This is a genomic window from Kingella bonacorsii (genome assembly GCF_016623605.1).
GTDB classification, from domain to species: Bacteria; Pseudomonadota; Gammaproteobacteria; order Burkholderiales; family Neisseriaceae; genus Kingella_B; species Kingella_B oralis.
In genome coordinates, this window is record NZ_JAEHNZ010000002.1 from 73,274 (window position 1) to 90,434 (window position 17,161).

Annotated in this window: 18 protein-coding genes; 6 read left to right on the forward strand and 12 right to left on the reverse strand. The window is 54.8% G+C overall.

What is annotated here, in order from left to right; genetic code table 11:
* Window positions 1–169: 169 nt before the first annotated feature.
* The 7 genes from JDW22_RS05155 to JDW22_RS05185 form a co-directional block, all read right to left on the reverse strand.
* The gene (locus JDW22_RS05155) at window positions 170–862 is read right to left on the reverse strand and encodes a hypothetical protein (RefSeq protein WP_200522135.1); all 693 of its coding nucleotides are present in this window, start codon (window positions 860–862) and stop codon (window positions 170–172) included.
* 317 nt (window positions 863–1,179) lie between these two features.
* On the reverse strand, window positions 1,180–1,593 hold the full coding sequence (locus tag JDW22_RS05160; RefSeq protein WP_182077722.1) for a hypothetical protein: 414 nt from the start codon (window positions 1,591–1,593) through the stop codon (window positions 1,180–1,182).
* Window positions 1,577–2,029: a hypothetical protein gene (locus tag JDW22_RS05165; RefSeq protein WP_200522137.1), complete on the reverse strand. Its 453-nt coding sequence runs from the start codon at window positions 2,027–2,029 to the stop codon at window positions 1,577–1,579. Before JDW22_RS05165 ends, JDW22_RS05160 begins: the two co-directional genes overlap by 17 nt.
* Window positions 2,030–2,140: 111 nt before the next feature.
* Window positions 2,141–2,326: a hypothetical protein gene (locus JDW22_RS05170; RefSeq protein ID WP_200522140.1), complete on the reverse strand. Its 186-nt coding sequence runs from the start codon at window positions 2,324–2,326 to the stop codon at window positions 2,141–2,143.
* Window positions 2,326–3,804 (reverse strand): 4-hydroxy-3-polyprenylbenzoate decarboxylase, encoded by a 1,479-nt coding sequence (gene ubiD, locus JDW22_RS05175; protein ID WP_200522720.1) that lies wholly within the window; start codon window positions 3,802–3,804, stop codon window positions 2,326–2,328. Before ubiD ends, JDW22_RS05170 begins: the two co-directional genes overlap by 1 nt.
* Before the next feature lie 199 nt (window positions 3,805–4,003).
* Window positions 4,004–4,522 carry a single-stranded DNA-binding protein gene (locus tag JDW22_RS05180; RefSeq protein ID WP_200522142.1) on the reverse strand — a complete coding sequence of 173 codons (519 nt, stop codon included), beginning with the start codon at window positions 4,520–4,522 and terminating at the stop codon, window positions 4,004–4,006.
* Window positions 4,513–5,925 carry an MFS transporter gene (locus tag JDW22_RS05185; RefSeq protein WP_200522144.1) on the reverse strand — a complete coding sequence of 471 codons (1,413 nt, stop codon included), beginning with the start codon at window positions 5,923–5,925 and terminating at the stop codon, window positions 4,513–4,515. The genes JDW22_RS05180 and JDW22_RS05185 overlap by 10 nt, the downstream gene beginning before the upstream one ends.
* Window positions 5,926–6,104: 179 nt before the next feature.
* Between JDW22_RS05185 and JDW22_RS05190 the strand changes: the two genes are divergently transcribed.
* From JDW22_RS05190 to JDW22_RS05215, 6 genes are all read left to right on the forward strand, one after another.
* A complete protein-coding gene (locus JDW22_RS05190; RefSeq protein WP_235964921.1) occupies window positions 6,105–6,845 on the forward strand; it encodes a trimeric intracellular cation channel family protein in 741 nt (246 codons plus the stop codon).
* Window positions 6,846–6,963: 118 nt separating this feature from the next.
* A complete protein-coding gene (locus JDW22_RS05195) occupies window positions 6,964–7,602 on the forward strand; it encodes a DedA family protein (RefSeq protein ID WP_200522146.1) in 639 nt (212 codons plus the stop codon).
* 99 nt (window positions 7,603–7,701) lie between these two features.
* A complete protein-coding gene (locus tag JDW22_RS05200; RefSeq protein WP_200522148.1) occupies window positions 7,702–8,304 on the forward strand; it encodes a Maf family protein in 603 nt (200 codons plus the stop codon).
* Between the two features lie 55 nt (window positions 8,305–8,359).
* Complete coding sequence (locus tag JDW22_RS05205; RefSeq protein WP_003793436.1) at window positions 8,360–9,013, forward strand: hypothetical protein; 654 nt, start codon at window positions 8,360–8,362, stop codon at window positions 9,011–9,013.
* Entirely contained in the window at window positions 8,974–9,213 is a 240-nt protein-coding gene (locus JDW22_RS05210) for a hypothetical protein (protein ID WP_200522150.1), read from the forward strand. Before JDW22_RS05205 ends, JDW22_RS05210 begins: the two co-directional genes overlap by 40 nt.
* A gap of 150 nt (window positions 9,214–9,363) precedes the next feature.
* Window positions 9,364–9,747 (forward strand): ACP-like domain-containing protein, encoded by a 384-nt coding sequence (locus tag JDW22_RS05215; protein WP_200522152.1) that lies wholly within the window; start codon window positions 9,364–9,366, stop codon window positions 9,745–9,747.
* Window positions 9,748–9,825: 78 nt separating this feature from the next.
* Here the strand turns inward: JDW22_RS05215 and JDW22_RS05220 are convergent, their stop codons facing one another.
* The 5 genes from JDW22_RS05220 to JDW22_RS05240 all read right to left on the reverse strand — a co-directional run bounded on the left by JDW22_RS05220 (window position 9,826) and on the right by JDW22_RS05240 (window position 17,098).
* Window positions 9,826–10,164 (reverse strand): hypothetical protein, encoded by a 339-nt coding sequence (locus tag JDW22_RS05220; protein ID WP_040558044.1) that lies wholly within the window; start codon window positions 10,162–10,164, stop codon window positions 9,826–9,828.
* Between the two features lie 277 nt (window positions 10,165–10,441).
* The gene (gene arfA, locus JDW22_RS05225; protein WP_200522154.1) at window positions 10,442–10,636 is read right to left on the reverse strand and encodes a ribosome alternative rescue factor ArfA; all 195 of its coding nucleotides are present in this window, start codon (window positions 10,634–10,636) and stop codon (window positions 10,442–10,444) included.
* A gap of 138 nt (window positions 10,637–10,774) precedes the next feature.
* Window positions 10,775–11,050, reverse strand: coding sequence for a hypothetical protein (locus JDW22_RS05230; RefSeq protein ID WP_200522155.1), 276 nt, complete (start codon window positions 11,048–11,050; stop codon window positions 10,775–10,777).
* 119 nt (window positions 11,051–11,169) lie between these two features.
* Window positions 11,170–15,042, reverse strand: a complete 3,873-nt coding sequence (locus tag JDW22_RS05235) for a translocation/assembly module TamB domain-containing protein (protein ID WP_200522156.1) — start codon at window positions 15,040–15,042, stop codon at window positions 11,170–11,172.
* 136 nt (window positions 15,043–15,178) lie between these two features.
* Window positions 15,179–17,098, reverse strand: coding sequence for an autotransporter assembly complex protein TamA (locus tag JDW22_RS05240; RefSeq protein WP_200522722.1), 1,920 nt, complete (start codon window positions 17,096–17,098; stop codon window positions 15,179–15,181).
* Window positions 17,099–17,161: the final 63 nt, after the last annotated feature.

The following is a 17,161-nucleotide window of genomic DNA, read 5'->3' on the forward strand; positions in this document are numbered from 1 at the left end:
CGAATTGGGGCCGGAACAATAACTGGAACAATAAAAGGCAGCCTGAAAACAAGAAATTCCGTTTTCAGGCTGCCTCTTCATGCGTTTTATGCTTTTTTTCTTCGCGCGCCAAACGCACTAAGCAGTAAAACAAATAAGCCAACGGCAACAACACCAATTCAACAAGGGCTTAGCGAGCCGCCTTCTCGCGCAGGGCAAAATAGTATGCGCGGCTATCGGCAAAGCGGATGATTTCCTTGCCGTTCACCGACAAGCTATACAACCTATTGAAGCCCCTATGGTTGGGCATATATAAGGCAACGGCTTGTTCACCTGCAAAGCGGTATACGCCCTCATCGCGGCAGGAGCTATCCCTAGGGCAGCCCATGCGCACACCGCTCAGCACAAAATAATCGCTGCGGTACACGCGCTTAGGATAAGCAGGTACCACGCCCTCGGCACGCAACATCATGGCAGGCGGCGTGTTGATGCTGTTATCGCGCACCACTTGCATTTTGTCCCAAATCAACCCTACCGCAATCAACCAAACCCCCAACACAAGCAAGGCTGCTGTCATGAGCGCAACCTGCACGCTTGGGTATTCCGCATGCCGATCGTATTCCGGTTTAAGCAACTGCCCGAGGTAAAACAAGACGATTGGCATAAGCAGCGTAATAAAAAACAACGGCTCGCCACTCACCCAATAAAACCCCAGCCAAGGCAAAGCCATGCAACACCAGCTCAGTATCAGCACACGGCGCAAGGCTTTGGGATGTGCAAGATCGTAATCGGTCATGCTGTTCTCCAAAATGGTTTTATTGAAGGTTGATTGAGGCAGCCTGAAAACGCAAATCCGATTTTCAGGCTGCCTTATTTCAGCCATACTGCTTATTCAATATCCCTGCGATATCCCGCTGCCAAACCCGCGCACGCAGGCTGCTTCTCTTCTCCAACCACGTTATATAGAGCGAAAGAACACCAAATAAACCGAAAAACAGCCCCTGATACACCCAATCATCAACCATCGGCTTAATATAAAACACCACACCAAACACGATAAAAACACCAATCGTCTCTAATTATTAAAAGAAAGGCCGTCTGAAACGTATTTGTTGTTTCAGACGGCCTCTTAGCTCAAACCTTGAGAACCGCACGCGTGCGTTCCGCACACATCCTACTTACAGGCTACGCCTGTTATACTTACTCATCAGCTATTTTGGAATACATATACTCCACGGCTTTAGGTGATAGTGGTGCTTTACACTCGGTGCAATAATCTTTATTAAATGGAGAAATTCCTCTTGAATAAGTTAAATTATTAGCATCAATCTCAAATGATTTGCCATTAAATTTTTGAAAAGAATGGCAATATGGACATATGCTGGCAATCGGAATATAAATAATACAAAAAAGTAATCCAACAACCCAATATATAGTATATATAATAAAAAAAATATCTTTCTCTAAGAAATTATTATTTATAACAATTTCTTGGAGGGTTGCCGCACCAGATATACAGGCTACGGAAATAAAAAAAATCTTAGGAATTAACATTCTTTTTTGAAATTTTTTCGCAATATACATTGCTTGTTCTTTGTCATCTAATTTTTTCATATCTTTTACTTCTTCCGTTCCAAATATCCCATTTCAACATACCACCTATTCCCAATTGAGGTTTAACAACAGATTTAACTTCCCCTCCTCTATACAATGAAGATGCTTGACCCTTAAACCAAGTTGGGTAGTAGTTAAAAAAATCTTGCCACGCATCAGCAACCCAATAAAATTTATTCAGCATGGCACTGAAAAAGCCCACCGTTATCCCGTTTTCATCGCCCGCGCGGGTAAGCCAAATCTTCGCCACATCATGCCCCACCCAATCCAGCACGCGGGAATCTACTCGCTCGGTAACGTTTTGCTTGCCCTCGCTGTCTTGCAAATACAGCTTGCCGTGGGTTGCGGATACGCTGGCAGCATTGTTAGGCAGCACTTTGCCGCGAAAAATATGGACGGCGTAATGTGTGCCGTTGATGTTGATGGTGTCGTTCATGTTTTTCCTTTTCTTGTGGGATTATTGAGGCAGCCTGAAAATCCAAATCCATTTTCAGGCTGCCGTTGCCAACAGTTTTATTTTAATGATTTTCAGGCTGCCTTTGGCGCATCAAGCAAATTCCAACCACAGCCCCACGCCCAGCAGCACCGCCAACGCCAGCAAAAGCAACGCCACCACCACCGACCCTTCCGACCATTTCCCCCGCCGCCAGTCATCTTTAAACTGCTGCGCTGCCCACATCACCAACATCACCAATTCGCCAGTCGCTAAAAGCAAACAAAGTAATTTAAACATCACAACCCCAACTCCCCCCAAATCTCATCAATCCGCCGCACCACCGCCGCATCGCGGGTAATCGGCACGCCCCATTCGCGGCTGGTTTCGCCCGGCCATTTGTTGGTGGCGTCCAAGCCCATTTTGCCGCCGAGTCCGCTCACGGGGCTGGCGAAGTCCAAATAGTCAATCGGCGTGTTTTCCATCAGTACGGTATCGCGAACGGGGTCCATGCGCGTGGTAATTGCCCAGATGACTTCTTTCCAGTCGCGCACGTTCACATCGTCGTCCACCACGATGATGAATTTGGTGTACATAAACTGGCGCAAAAACGACCAACAGCCCATCATCACGCGCTTGGCGTGGCCGGCGTATTGTTTTTTCATGCTCACGACTGCCATGCGGTAGGAGCAGCCTTCGGGCGGCAGGTAGAAATCGGTGATTTCGGGGAACTGTTTTTGCAACAGCGGCACGAACACTTCGTTTAACGCCACGCCCAAGACGGCGGGTTCGTCGGGCGGTTTGCCGGTGTAGGTGCTGTGGTAAATCGGGTTTTCGCGCATGGTGATGCGCTCGACGGTGAACACGGGGAAGTAGTCCTGCTCGTTGTAATAGCCGGTGTGGTCGCCGTAGGGGCCTTCGAGTGCGGTTTCGTCGGGATGAATCACGCCTTCGAGCACGATTTCGGCGCGAGCGGGCACTTGCAAATCGCTGCCGATGCATTTGACCAATTCGGTGCGCGAGCCGCGCAGCAAGCCGGCGAACTGATATTCGCTCAAAGTGTCGGGTACGGGCGTTACCGCGCCGAGAATGGTGGCGGGGTCGCAGCCGAGTACCACGGCAACGGGGTAGGGCGCACTGGGGTTTTCTTTGCGGAACGCCTGATAATCCAGCGCGCCGCCGCGATGGGCGAGCCAGCGCATGATGAGCTTGTTTTTGCCGAGCAGCTGCTGGCGGTAGATGCCGAGATTTTGCCGTTTTTTGTGCGGCCCGCGCGTTACGGTTAAGCCCCAGGTTACCAGCGGGGCAACGTCTTCAGGCCAGCAATGCTGAATCGGCAGGCGCGTCAAATCCACCTCGCCGCCCTCCCACACGATTTCTTGGCACGGCGCTTTTTTCACCACGTTCGGTGCCATGCTCCAAATGTCTTTTAACAGCGGCAGCTTGGAGAATGCGTCTTTGATGCCCTTGGGCGGCTCGGGTTCTTTCAAATATGCCAGCGTCTGCCCGATTTCGCGCAGCTTGGCAACGCTGTCTGCGCCCATGCCCATCGCCACGCGTTCGGGTGTACCGAACAGGTTGGCGAGCACGGGAAAATCGTAGCGGCTGCCATCGGGGCGCACGGCGTTTTCAAACAATAAGGCCGGCCCTTCGGCGCGCAGCACGCGGTCGGCGATTTCGGTCATTTCCAAATGCGGCGAAACGGGCGCGGCGATGCGTTTCAGGCTGCCTTTGGCTTCGAGCATTTGGATAAATTCGCGCAGGTCGCGGTATTTCATCATCGGTTTCCTTGTGGGTTGATGGGTTTTCAGGCTGCCTAGGGCGGCGGGTTGGGGCAGCCTAAAACGCGCTGGGTTCGTTTTCAGGCTGCCTTTGGCGCACAACAAAACCGCAGACACGCTAAGCAGCATCTGCGGCTATCTTTTGCCAAAGCAACGCCATGCTGCTTTTCAGGCTGCCTTAATAGTGAACCTATGTTTAGAACGGAATATCGTCGTCAATATCGTCCACCGGCGCGGCGGGGGCAACGGGCGCTTGGCGTTGGGTGGGCGCGGCGGGAGGCGGCGCGTCGTAAGCGGGCTGTTGCGGCTGCGGCGCGTAGTTTTGCTGCGGCGCAGGGGCGTAGCCCGCATCGTCGTGATAACCGCCGCCTTGCTGATTGCCGCCGCGCGAGCCGAGCATTTTCATTTCGTTGCCGATGATGTCGTATGCCGTGCGCTCGATGCCTTGTTTGTCGGTGTATTTACGGCTTTGGATTTTGCCTTCAATATACACTTGGCTGCCTTTTTTCAAATATTGCCCCGCCACTTCGGCAAGGCGGCGGTACAGCGTGATGTTGTGCCATTCGGTACGCTCTTGGCGTTGCCCGCTGTTGCGGTCGTTCCATGATTCGCTGGTGGCGATGGAAAAATTGCACACCGCGTCACCGTTGGGCATATAGCGCAGTTCGGGGTCGCGCCCCAAGTTGCCAATTAAAATTACTTTGTTCAATGACATTTGTTTGCTCCTGTTGATAAGATGGTTTGGATGGCGGCTTCGTCAAATCCTTGCTGCAAGGCTTTGATAAATAGGGTTTGGTTGTCGTGGCTGAACGCGATGCTTTCCACGCCCGCCGTGGTTTGAATCGCGGTTTTCAGACTGCCCAAATCGCCCTGCCATGCGGGGGGGACGGCGAACATGATGTTTTTAACGGGCTTGGGCGCGGGGGCGCAAGCGGCGAGCCACAGCCATGCGATGCCGATTGCGCCGCAAAAAATAAACACGCCGTTAAAGCCGTATTGCGCGTATAAGCGGCTGCCGATGATGCCGCCCGAAAACACACCCACCGATTGCAAGGTGTTGTACACGCCCATCGCCGTGCCTTTAAGGTCGCCGGGTGCGATTTTGGACACCAGCGAGGGCATACTGGCTTCCAAAATATTGAAGCCGATAAAGTACACCACCAAGCTCAATCCAATCAGCCATGCCGCATTCAGGCTGCCTAATAGCGCGAACTGCGCGGCGGTGGTTAAGCCAATGCCCAGCAAAAACACGGGTTTGAGCTTGTTGCGCGTTTCGCCGATGATGATGGCGGGAATCATCAGCACCAAGCCAATCACGGTGGCGGGCAGATAGATTTGCCAATGGCTGGCTTTGTCCCAGCCCAAATCTTTCAGCGCAAACGGCAGCGTGGTAAACATCGCCATCAGCCCCGCTTGCAACACAAAAATGCCAAAGTTTAACCGCAGCAGCTGCCCGTTTTTCAACACTTCGCCGATGCGGCTGGCTTGCAGTTGCGTGTCTTCATGCAAACGCGATTGCGCGACGGTGGGGTTGGGCGTGTAAAACGCAATCAGCGCGATGCTGGCAAGGCTTAGCCCGCCCATCAGCGCAAACAAGCCGTTCACACCCATCCAGCGGCTTAACATGGGCGACAGCACCAAGCTGGCAGAAAACGTGAGCCCGATGCTCAATCCAATCAGCGACATGGCACGGGTGCGCACTTCCTCGCGGGTTAAATCCGCCAGCAAAGCCGTTACCGCCGCGCTCACCGCGCCCGCGCCCTGCACCGCCCGCGCCATAATCAGCGTGTGCACATCGGTTGCCGCCGCCGCCCAAAAGCTGCCCAGCGCAAACACGCCCATGCCGAGGTAAATCACCTTTTTGCGCCCGATTTTGTCGGACAGCATGCCCAAAGGCAGCTGCAACAAGGCTTGGGTCAAACCATACATCGCCATCGCCAAGCCCACCATTTTCGGCGCGTTATCGGCGTTTGCGCCCGCCAAATCGTGCGCGTGCAGCGCCAGTACGGGCAACACGAGAAACATCCCCAGCATCCGCAAGGCATACACGCCGGCCAGCGACACGGCGGCGCGCCATTCTTGGGGCAATAGGGCAATTTTGGGAGACTTCGATGACATGGGGTTTCCGTAAGATTGGGGCAGCCTGCGTCGCAAAGCGAACCGCGGCGGGCAAAACAGTGGGCAAAAGAAGCGCGGATTATAACATTTTTGCTTTTTCAGGCTGCCTTTTTCGTTAGCCGTCGGGATGACGGGGCAGCCTGAAAACGCAGCCGCTTCGTGCCGCGCCAAACGGTTTTTTGCCATGCGGATGGGTTTTTCAGGCTGCCTCGCCCGCCGCATCCGTTATAATCGCGCCCATCTTGTTCCCCCCGCACGCCGCCATGCCCAATCCCCTGCCCCTGCCCGAAATCAAAAACATCATCTACGCGCTGGACATCGTCGGCGTCATCGCCTGCACCATCGCCGCCACCGTGCTGGCCAAACAGCTCAAATTGGATTTTTGGGGCGCGGTGCTGGTTTCGTTTCTCGGCAGCGTGGGCGGCGGCACTTTGCGCGATTTGCTGATTAACCGCCACCCCATTTTCTGGCTGCACGATTTGAATTACCTCTACACCATTTTGCTGCTAAGCATGGTGGTGCAAATGTTTTACGGCTTTTTTGCGCGGATTAACCATGTGATTCGCTGGTTTGACGCGCTGGGCTTGGCGGCGTTCACCATCATCGGCGTGGAAGCCGCACTCAGCCGCGGCATGACGGCAACCATCGCCATTTTGATGGGCGCGTTTACCGCCGTGATTGGCGGCGTGATGCGCGATATTGTGTGCCGCCAAATCCCGCTGGTGCTGCGCCAGGAAATTTACATCACCGCGTCGATTATCGGCAGCGGCTATTACCTGCTGATGCTGCAAACGGGCATGAACGCTTGGCTGCGCAGCCTGTCCACCATCGCGCTGATTTTTGCCGTTCGGATGCTGGCGGTGTATCGCGGCTGGAACCTGCCCGACATCACGCTGCCGTGGTGGCGCGAGCGCGATTAGGCAGCCTGAAAACATTGTTAGAGGCACGTTTTAGCTTCGCGGAAACCCGCTTCGCTCGTTTTCAGGCTGCCCTTCCCTTTTCCCCTCTCATCCAACCTTTTTTCAGGCTGCCCTAACCATGCTAGATTTCATCCTCCACATCGACCAACACCTCATCGCCCTTGCCGCGCAATACGGCATCTGGATTTACGCCATTTTGTTCATCATCGTGTTCTGCGAAACCGGCTTGGTGGTAACGCCGTTTTTGCCGGGCGACTCGCTGCTGTTTGCCGCCGGCGCTGTTGCCGCCGCCTCGGCTGGCGCGCTCAACGTGCACCTTATCGTTGCCGTGCTGCTTGCCGCCGCCGTTTTGGGCGACGCATCCAATTTTGAAATCGGCAAATATTTCGGCTCAAAACTCTTCGCCCGCCCCAACAGCAAAATCTTCAAGCCCGAATACCTCGCCAAAACCCACGCTTTTTACGAAAAATACGGCGGCAAAACCATCATCCTCGCCCGCTTCGTGCCCATCGTGCGCACCTTCGCCCCGTTTGTGGCGGGCATGGGCAAAATGCACTACGGGCATTTTTTGCGCTACAACATCGTGGGCGCAATCGCGTGGGTGGTGTCGCTCACCTATCTGGGCTATGCCTTCGGCAACGTGCCGTTTATCAAAAACAACTTTGGCGCGCTGGTAATCGGCATCGTGGTTTTTTCCGTCGTCCCCATGGCGATGGAATGGATGCGCGCCAAGCAAAACAAAAACAAGGCAGCCTGAAAACAAGCGAAGCGGGTTTCAGCGAAGCTAAAACGTGTCTCTAACAATGTTTTCAGGCTGCCTGCTCCGCGCAACACCGCCCGCCCACAAGGACACCCCATGCCCCAACTCTACCTCGCCTCCAACAGCCCACGCCGCCGCGAAATCCTGCAAAATCTCGGCTACACCATCCACAACATCGCCGCCGAAATCGACGAAACCCCGCGCCCCAACGAACCCGCGCACGACTATGTGCTGCGCCTTGCCGTCGCCAAAAACCGCGCCGCCCGCCAAGCCAACCCGCAAGCGCAGCAATTCCCCATTATCAGCGCCGACACCAGCGTGGTGCATCGCGGCGCCATTCTCGGCAAGCCCACCTCACCCGAACACGCCGCCGAAATGTTGCGCGGCTTATCGGGCGACACGCATCAAGTCTTAACCGCCGTATGCGTTTCCTTCGGCGCACACGAACACGCCGCCGTGCAGCAAAACACTGTGCAATTCTGCCCGCTCACCCCCGCGCAAATCGCCGCCTACATCGCCACAGGCGAGCCGCTAGACAAAGCAGGCGCATACGGCATCCAAGGCATCGGCGGCGTGTTTGTGCAGCATTTGGCGGGCAGCTTCACCGGCGTGATGGGCTTGCCCGTGTTTGAAACCATCGCCCTGTTGCAACGCTGCGGCGCGACTGTGCCACCGTTTCAGGCTGCCTCATGCGCCTAATTGCCATTTCAGGCTGCCTCAACTTCGCTTCCATCCTACCAACCAAGGAGTGCCCATGAAACTCAATCTGATTGCCCCCATCCTGCTCGCGCTCGCGCTCACCGCTTGCGATGTTCGCATGGGCAACAACACCGATTCTGCCCCAGCCGTTGTCACCAGCCAAAGCGATGTGTTGCAGCAAATCCAAATCGGCAGCACCACAGTTGAACAGTTGAAAAAACTTTATCCCGATGTCCTGCAAAGCGACAGCGGCTATTTAACCTATGGCAACCGCAGCATCACCGTTGAATCAGGCGACATCGCCGTCTATATGCGCGACATCAAAGGCAACGTGCCACAGCAAATGTTTATGTTTGATAACGACAGCAAAGTGTTGCAATCCATCTTATTCTTGCGCACCGACCTCAATTTTGACGCACTATTAGGCAGCCTGAAAACCGCAGGCTTCGCCCCCTACCCCGATTTAACCGCCGATGAATTTGCCATTTTGCAAATCGATCCCAGCCAAACCCCCGAAAGCCGCAAACAAGGCATGCAACAAGCAGGCATCCTGCTATTTAAAAAAGGCACACTGCTTGCGCTCGCCATCCCCGCCCAAGCCAACACAAGAAACAAAATCCCCGCCTTAATCATCATCAACCTCGCCTACGCCCCCGAACACCGCGCCAAATGGGAAAAACATCAATCCAGCGCATCGCCAGCGAAATAGTTTTCAGGCTGCCTCAACGCGGGCGCACTATGAGGCAGCCTGAAAACCATCCCCGCGCCTCTACGGCTTGCTTGCAAGCCGTGCTCTTGCATCCTATTGAATGGCGTGGAGCAATTAAAGCAGACTCATCATTCGCCACGGCTTCAAAACAGCTTTTCAGGCTGCCTCTGGCGTGCGCCAATCAACCAACCAACGGCTGAACCCACATCCCAAAGTTCAGTCGTTTTAGCATTTGAAAAAATATGAAAACACTCACCCGCCCTACTAGACAAACATAAACACTAAATTTATGATGCCGCCCGTTGCAAATCCTTGCAGCAATCAACCCATTTTTCCGCAAAGGACAAAATATGAACATCGCAAAAACTTTGAGCATTTTGGCTTTAACCGTTATCGCAGGCAGCGCAATCGCCGCCCCACGCGGTCCGATTAACGCGAAAACAATCACCAGCACACAAACCGTAAACTACACTTGCCAACAAGGTCGCGTTGCCGTGAAATACAACTTTAACGGCGCAGGCATTCCTGTTACTGCCGCCGCTAAATTGAACGGCGCAACCCGCGTGATGCAATACGATTTGAACAAATCCGACAACGTGGACACCATTTTCGGCGGTCGTGGCTACGGCATCAGCATGGAAATGCTCACCAGCAAAAACGCACGCAAAGCCAACATCGCCACCATCACTTCGCCCAACGATGAAATCTTGTTTAAAGATTGCGCCCCACGCTAATTTTCAGGCAGCCTGAAAATGCAAAACACGCCCGCAGAGCTTTGCGAGCGTGTTTTTTATTGCGCGATTATTTCACGATTATTTGACGATTTGCACAGGGCCGTGGTCATCGCAATGGTCGCCGTGTTGATGATGCAAACGACCGTTTACCAAGTAATCCACATGGTCGCCGTGTGGCACGGCTTCGTGTCCGCAGCCTGCACCGTGGCGGTGTTCGCCGCAAGTGTGCACGGGGTGGCAGCCGTCTGGGTTGGCATCGTTTACTTCCAAGCGGTGTTCATCATAATGCTCGGCGTGGGCGTGGTGCAGATGCCCATCGTGCAGGTAATCCACATGGTCGCCATGTTGGATGGCGGTGTGTCCGCAGTTTGCGCCGTGGGCGTGGGTGTGGTTTGCGTGTGTTTGACAATCGGTCATTTTTGTATGCTCCTGTATAGGGTTGTGGAAAATTTACTGCAGACGCATTGTAAACGTTTGGTGAAGTTAAATCAATAACTCTTTGAAATTCCATTGTTTTTATTCTGATATAGCGTAACGGATGATTAAGATTGGGCTGACGATGCGTTTCAGGCTGGAACCTTTGAAAACCTGCAATCAATGGAGCGTCGGCGGCTCGCTGACATCTTGGTAAACCAGCCATCCTCTGTTTAATCAACCATTTGGCGACGAGCCGTCGCCGTTCCATTTTTGGTTTTCAGGCTGCCTCAACCAAAACAAAGCAGGACGATTCAAACGAACCGTCCTGCCATTTTTTTGCTTGCTGTCTGTTGTAGCTGCCTTTGCCTTTTTTGTTGCGCTCTACCTTGTGGCGGAAGAGGTTGGATTTGACAAGGGCTTTTAAGGTGTTGTCTTGGATTGCGCCTTTGTTGATTTGAACTTTTCGGCTCATGGTTGGGTTTCCTTATAGGGTTGGTTAAGTGTGCGGTTGAGGCAGCCTGAAAACGGTAAAACAGGTTTTCAGGCTGCCTTTGTGGTGGTCAATATCTGAATAGAAGCGTGGCAAAGTCTCACGCCCTACATTGGATATTTACTTGCCTTTTTTGGCGGCTTTTTCATCAATCGCGGCGAAGCGGTTGGCGATGTGTTGGTGCAACAGCTCGCGTTTTTCCCAGAAGAATTTTTCAAATTTCGCCAGCGAGTAAATTTTTTGTACCATTTTTGGGAAGCCTGCGTGCAGGATGGCGGCGATTTCTTTGTTGGTTTCTTCATTGTCCATGCCTTCGCGCAAGCCGATGTTTTTGCTTTCCAGATAGGCGGTGAGCTGGTTTTTGGTGTAGGGGTTGATGTCAAATTGGTTAATCATGGTGCGTTTTCCTTGTGGGTTGGGATAAGGGGGATGATAGTTTGCAAGCAAGCGGTTTGCCAGTTTAGGGCAGCCTGAAATTGCTGTGTCGGGTTGGGCGAGATGGGTTTTCAGGCTGCCTAATCAAAGCGTTTGATGTATTTCAACTCGCCGCCCGACGAGAGCGTGCCCACGCGGGCGATGGCTTGGAACGCGCGGCTGAGTTGATACACCAGTTTAACGGTTTGGTTGGCTTGCCCCAGCCCGACTTCGTAGCCGAGGTAGAGGTCTTGCGTGAGCTGTTTGCCGAAGGTGAGCACTTGCTGGGCGGGGTTAAGTTCGCCGGTGTTGATGTTGCGGGTTTGCTGGGTGGTTAGCCCGAAGTCGTCCACAAAGCCCATTTTGTCGTTGAACTTGCCTGCCAGATAGGCGCTGACGGCGGTGGCGAGCGCGGCGTTGTCGCTGTCGCTGCCGGAGCTGGCGCGGTTGAGAATCAGCCATGAGAGCTTGTCTTTTTCGCTCATCGGTTCGTCGGCAACGAGGCTCACGCGCGGGCTTTCCAAGTTGCCGAGCACTTCCACGCCTGCGCCCACGGGGGAGGCGCGGCGTTCGGCACGGATGTTGAGGTTGGGCTTGGTGAGCGGCCCGACGAACGAGATGATGCCTTTTTTCACCACCAAGTCTTGCCCGTAAGCTTTGTATTGCCCGCGCGTGATGTGGATGCTGCCCACGGCTTGCACGTCGGCGGTGGTGTGGGAGCTGAGGTGGAGTTTGCCGCCGAGCGACACGCGCAAACCTTCGCCCACGAAGAACAGGCGGTCGTTGAGGTCAAATTCCAAATCCAGTTTGAGCGGCAGCGGGGGTGCAGGCGGGGGTTTGACTTCGCCCACGATAATCACGTCGTCATCGAGCGTGGGGGCGCTGCTTTCTTGGAAGCCGAAGCGTCCCATATCGGTTTTCAGGCTGCCGGTCAGCGTGATGCCGCTGCTGTTGTAGCTGATGTCGGTTGTGCCCGACAGGGTGAGGCGGCGGCTGGCTTGGTCTAGGATGGGGTATTGGGCGACGGTGATTTTGGCGTTCACATCGGGCGCGCTGTTCACATAGGCGGCATCGCCGGTCAGGCTGATTTTGCCGCCTTTGCGGTCGAATGTGAGCGAGTCGATGTGCCAGCGTTGTCCGTCTAAATGCGATTTCAGGCTGCCGTTGTCGAGAATGATGCCGACTTGGCGGTTGCGGTAGTACAGGTTGTCGCCGTTTACCGTGCCGCTGAGTTTGGGCGTAGCGACGGTGCCGGCGATTTGGGCGGTGGCAACGAGCGAGCCTTGGATGATGTGCCCCACGGGCATCACGCTTTTCAGGCTTTCCAAGTTGTCGTTGGTGAATTGGATTTTGCCGCTTACGGGGGCGGCGGTGATTTTGCCGCTGCCGAAGGCTTGCAGGATGTTGTAGTCGCCCGATGCTTTGCCGTAGCGGGTGTCGGCGGTGATGGTGTTGTGGATGCCGCGCCCGTCCAGCGTGGTTTTGAGCACGAAGTTTTGCAGATTAAGCGGCTGCTTGCGGGCGGTGGGCAGGATGATGTCGCCGCCTTGTTGGCGCAGGTTGAGGTAGCCGCGCGGGGTTTGGGTGTAGCTTAAATCCCAGTCGGCGGCGATGGTGAGATTGTGTTCAATCGGCGGGGTGTAGAAGTTGTGTAGCTGTTCTAGGCTGAGATTATTAGCGCGCCCTTTGGTTACTAGCCCTGCTTGTTTGCTCCATGTGAGTTGGTCTAAATTCAGGCTGCCGCCGAGGGCTTGCCAACTGGCTTTGCTTAATGCGACGTGTTCGGCGCTGGCTTCTAGCCGCATAGTGTTTTGCAGGCGCAAATTGAGCGCGCCTGCGATGTTGAGTTCGCTGATGTTGCCTTGCCATTGGGTTTGCTCGTTTAGCCCGCCGCTTGCGCTGGCGCGTAGGGTGAGCGGTTTGTTGTCTATTTTCAGGCTGCTTTGGGCTTTGAATTGGTGTTGGCGTTGCGTGCCGTTTAGGCTGGCGTTGATGTTGTCAATGGCGATGCCGCCTGCGCTGATGTGGTTGCCGTTGAGCGTGATGTTGAGCGGGGCGGTGGGGCTGGGGCTGGCTTGGAGTTTGAAATCTAGGTTTTGGATGCGCAGGGCTTCGCCTAAGGCAAAGCCGTGGGCTTGCCCGTTAAGGTTGGCATCCACTTGGGTGTAGCTGTTGGCGGTGGTTTTCAGGCTGCCTTTGGCGGTAAGCGCGCCTTGTAGCCCAAAGCCGAATAGGTTGAGATTGGGGGCGTTGATGTCTAGGGCGAGGCTGTCGCCTTGTTTGCCGTATGCGCCTTTGGTGTTGAGGTGGTTGTTGCCGAGGTGGATGGCGAGGTCGGCGCGGCTGATGTGGTTGTCTTGGTAGTCCACAACGCCGCTGCCTGATAGGTTTGCGCCCGATAGGGTGGATGGGGCGAAGTTGAGTTCGCTGTGGATTTGTTGCTTGGCGATTTCGCCTGTGGCTTGGATTTTGCCGCTGATGTTGCCTTGCGGGAAGCTGGGGTAGAGCGCGCTGGGGTTGAAGTTTTGGCTGGATGCTTGCAGGGCAAGTTTTTGGTTTTGGAAGAGTTCCAGCTTGCCTGCCAGTTTAACTTCGCCGCCGTTGTTGGCTTTGATGCTGCCGTTTTCTAGCAGCAAGGTGCGCTGGGCGTTTTTGGTGTCGGTTTGGATTTTCAGGCTGCCTGTGCTTTGGGCGCGGTCGGTGGCAAGCTGCCAGTTGATTTTGGGGGCGGCAAAGGTGCCTGTGGCGTTTAGGCTGCCGTTAAGCGTGGGGGCGAGGGCGGTGCTGAGGGCATCGCTGCTGGTGAGCTGGGCGATGGTGGCGGTGAGATTGAGGGTTTGGTCGCTGGTGCGGATGTCGCCTGCGATTTTCAGGCTGCCTTTTTGCAGCAGGTTGGCTTGGATGTGGTCTATTTTGATTGTGCCGTTGTCGTCAATATTGAAAATGCCGTTGATGAGTTTGACGGGGATGCCGTTGTTGTCGGCGGTTTTGGGCAGCTCGTTACGCAGGTTGAGCGCGCCGCGCAGCGTGGTTTTGGTGTCGTCCAAATCGGGCGTGATGCCGAGCGTGAAATACAGCGAGGCTTCGGGCAGGTTGGGCATAAAGGCTTTGGGGTTGATGCCTTGCCCGATGATGTTTACTTTGCCGATTAGGTCGTCAATGCGTTTGGCAAACGGGCGCAGTTGTGTGTTGGCGTGCAAGCCGATGCCGTTGCCTGCTAGGGCGGTGTTGATGCTGATGTTGTTCAGGCTGCCCGATAGGTTGAGCACGTTGCTGACGGCGATGCCGTCCAGTTCGCCGTCTGACACCAAATCGCCTGATAGGGCGAAGGGGGCGGCGGTGCTGGCGGCGAGTTCGCCTTGGGTGCTGGACCAATAGTTTTTCAGGCTGCCTATTTTGATGCGGTGTTCTTGGTGGTTGTAGATGTAGCTGACTTGGGCTTGGCGCAGGATTTCGGTGTGGTTTTTGCCTTGGGTGATGCTGTTGATGGTGAGGTTGTCTAACGCGATGCTGATGGGCAGGCTGATGCTGGTGGGCGCATCGGGGCGCGGGCTTTTGGGCTGCGGAGGTGTGGGTTTGGATTGGATGTGGATGTCGCCCGCGTTGATTTGGTTAATGTGCAGATGGCGTTGCCACAGCTCGCTCGGCTGCCATTGGAAATAGAGGCTGCTGATGTCTATATCGGCGCTGGGGGTGATGATGCGCAGCTCGTCGGCGTTGATGCCTTGCAACACGCTGCCTGTGAGGGTTTCGGAAGTGATGTGGATGTCGGCGAGCTTGGGCAGTTGATACACGGCAAAACGCAAGCCGCTGTTGGTGTTCAGCAGCCATGCCGCGCCGCCCGCGCTTGCACCAAGCAGAACGATAACCGCGCCCAAGGTGTATTTGAGCAGGCGGCGAGGTTTTTTGGTTTTTTTTGCGGATGGGGAAACGGCGGGGGTTGCTTGGGGTTGAGGGGATGATTGTTCGGTCATGATGTTTTGTTGTGAAGGGGGTTTTCAGGCTGCCTTGGGGGGCTGATGGTTTTCAGGCTGCCAATATTGAGTGAACAATAATGCGATGATTAGGCAGCCTGAAAAGGCTGCGGAGCTGTTTCAGGCTGCCTCATGCCTAAAACCGCGTGCCCAAGCTAATATGCCAGCGCAATTTTTTATCGCGATGCCCGTAGGCGATGTCAAACGAAAACGGGGCGGCGGGGCTGAACCAGCGCACGCCGATGCCGGTGCCGTGGTATAGGGTCATGTCTTTGAACCGGTGGGCAACGCTGCCCACATCGTGAAACGCGGCAAGGGCGAAGCTGCCTTTGATGGGGTATTGGTATTCGGCGCTGGCGACAAACATGGCGCGCTCAGGCAAGACCGCGCTGCTGGGCGGGATTTTTCTGCCGATGCTGTTGAGTTCGTAGCCGCGGATGGAGCTTGCGCCGCCCGAGCGGAACATCAATGATGAGGGCACGTTACCGTCTTCAAATTTTTGGTTGGTGTGCACATAGCCGATTTCGCCGCGCGCCACCCATGTGCCCAGTTTTTTGTCTTCGGGCGTGTAGTAATAGCCTGCGCTGCCGTGTACGCGAATCATGGGCGCGGATGAAAGCAGCGAGCCGAGTGTGGTGCCGATTTTGCCGCTTAAATAATAGCCATTGGCGGGACGCAACAGGCTTTCTAGCCGTTGGCGTTTCCATGCGGCGGTGAGCATGGTGGCGTAGCTGCGCCCAAAATTAACATTGCTATTGGGGATGCGGCTGTCTTCGGCGATGAACTCAATGCCCACGCGCGATTCAATGCCATCGCGGTCGCGCACGCGCCAGATGCCCGATGTGATGCCGCGTTTTTCCAAGTTTTGCGTGGTGCTGCGGCTGTAGGCAAGGTTGGCGGTGTTGAAATAGCCCGAGCCTTTGCGCGGCTGGCTGATGCCGATGCCCAGCTTGGTTTGATATTTGTCCATCTCCCATGCAAACGAGCCCACATAGCCGCGGTTGAAAATGTTGTAGTGTTCGTAGCCCAACTCGCCGCCCAAGCCGTATTCGGAATCAAAGCTGATGCCGGTTTCAAATTTTTGCCGTTTGGCTTCGGACACAGCAACTTTCACGGGCACGCGATCGCCCTGCAAATTATCAAAATCCGCCTGCACCGATGCGCCTGTGTAGTGGCTGTCGTTTTCCAATGCCTGTTGATAATCCAACAGCTTGTCTAAATCGTACACATCGCCTGTTTTAAACTGCGCCATGCCTGAAATCACGCTTTGCGGGTAGCGTTGGTTGCCTTTGATTTGAAATTCGCCGAAATAAATCGGCTTTTTGCTGTCCACGGTTACGGTTAAATCGGCTTTTTGCGTTTGCGGGTTCACGGCGGCTTGCGTGCCGGTGAACTGGGCGAGCGGGTATTTTTTGCGGGTTACGGCGGTGAGCACGGAGGTTTTGCTGCTGCTCCAATCTTCTTGGCGAAAGGGCGCGCCCACGGGCAGTTGCCAGTTGGAAAAGGCGTTTTTGTAGTAGCTGCCGAGCGTGTCGTCTTGCAGGATGTCGCCCAAAATGGCGACGTTTACGTTGTCAATCGTAGTGCGCTTGCCGGTGATGACTTTCACGCGGTAGCCCTCGCCTTCGGGCGTTACGCTGACTTCGCTGTTGAAATAGCCTTCGGTTTTTATCATGTTGCGCGCGTCGTTGGGCGCGTCTTCGGCGAGGTAGCCCAGTTGCTCGCGGTCCAATTCTTCTTTGCGTTGGTAGGCAATCAGCGGCAAATGCTGCGTGAGCATGACTTGGATTTCGGGGTTATCGGCTTCAATGATGATGGGGTATTTGGGGGTGAGTTCTTTTTCGTCTTCTTCGTTGGTTTGCTCGCTTTTGCTTTTGTCTTTGCGCGGGGAGATTTCGGATTTTTTTAGCGGCGGCGCAGGGGGTTGCTCTGCGCTTTCATTGCTGGCGGCAGTGGGCGCAGAAGCGGCTTCGCTGGAATTTTGCGTGGCGGCGAAAAGCGGGCTGCTGATGGATACGAGTAAACAAGAAAACAGGGCGGTGTGGCGAAAAATCATGGTGATGGGCGTTTTCAGGCTGCCTAATGGCGAGATGATGGAATACAGAAATGGGCGGCATTT

Bases quoted from the DNA above. Each gene is read 5' to 3' on its own strand.
- JDW22_RS05230 (WP_200522155.1), bottom strand. From the start codon at position 11,050: ATGATTAACCAATTTGACATCAACCCCTACACCAAAAACCAGCTCACC.
- arfA (WP_200522154.1), bottom strand. From the start codon at position 10,636: ATGAGCCGAAAAGTTCAAATCAACAAAGGCGCAATCCAAGACAACACC.
- JDW22_RS05165 (WP_200522137.1), bottom strand. From the start codon at position 2,029: ATGAACGACACCATCAACATCAACGGCACACATTACGCCGTCCATATT.
- JDW22_RS05200 (WP_200522148.1), top strand. From the start codon at position 7,702: ATGCCCCAACTCTACCTCGCCTCCAACAGCCCACGCCGCCGCGAAATC.
- JDW22_RS05195 (WP_200522146.1), top strand. From the start codon at position 6,964: ATGCTAGATTTCATCCTCCACATCGACCAACACCTCATCGCCCTTGCC.
- JDW22_RS05170 (WP_200522140.1), bottom strand. From the start codon at position 2,326: ATGTTTAAATTACTTTGTTTGCTTTTAGCGACTGGCGAATTGGTGATG.
- JDW22_RS05160 (WP_182077722.1), bottom strand. From the start codon at position 1,593: ATGAAAAAATTAGATGACAAAGAACAAGCAATGTATATTGCGAAAAAA.
- JDW22_RS05215 (WP_200522152.1), top strand. From the start codon at position 9,364: ATGAACATCGCAAAAACTTTGAGCATTTTGGCTTTAACCGTTATCGCA.
- JDW22_RS05220 (WP_040558044.1), bottom strand. From the start codon at position 10,164: ATGACCGATTGTCAAACACACGCAAACCACACCCACGCCCACGGCGCA.
- JDW22_RS05205 (WP_003793436.1), top strand. From the start codon at position 8,360: ATGAAACTCAATCTGATTGCCCCCATCCTGCTCGCGCTCGCGCTCACC.
- JDW22_RS05235 (WP_200522156.1), bottom strand. From the start codon at position 15,042: ATGACCGAACAATCATCCCCTCAACCCCAAGCAACCCCCGCCGTTTCC.
- JDW22_RS05155 (WP_200522135.1), bottom strand. From the start codon at position 862: ATGGCTGAAATAAGGCAGCCTGAAAATCGGATTTGCGTTTTCAGGCTG.
- JDW22_RS05210 (WP_200522150.1), top strand. From the start codon at position 8,974: ATGGGAAAAACATCAATCCAGCGCATCGCCAGCGAAATAGTTTTCAGG.
- ubiD (WP_200522720.1), bottom strand. From the start codon at position 3,804: ATGAAATACCGCGACCTGCGCGAATTTATCCAAATGCTCGAAGCCAAA.
- JDW22_RS05180 (WP_200522142.1), bottom strand. From the start codon at position 4,522: ATGTCATTGAACAAAGTAATTTTAATTGGCAACTTGGGGCGCGACCCC.
- JDW22_RS05185 (WP_200522144.1), bottom strand. From the start codon at position 5,925: ATGTCATCGAAGTCTCCCAAAATTGCCCTATTGCCCCAAGAATGGCGC.
- JDW22_RS05240 (WP_200522722.1), bottom strand. From the start codon at position 17,098: ATGATTTTTCGCCACACCGCCCTGTTTTCTTGTTTACTCGTATCCATC.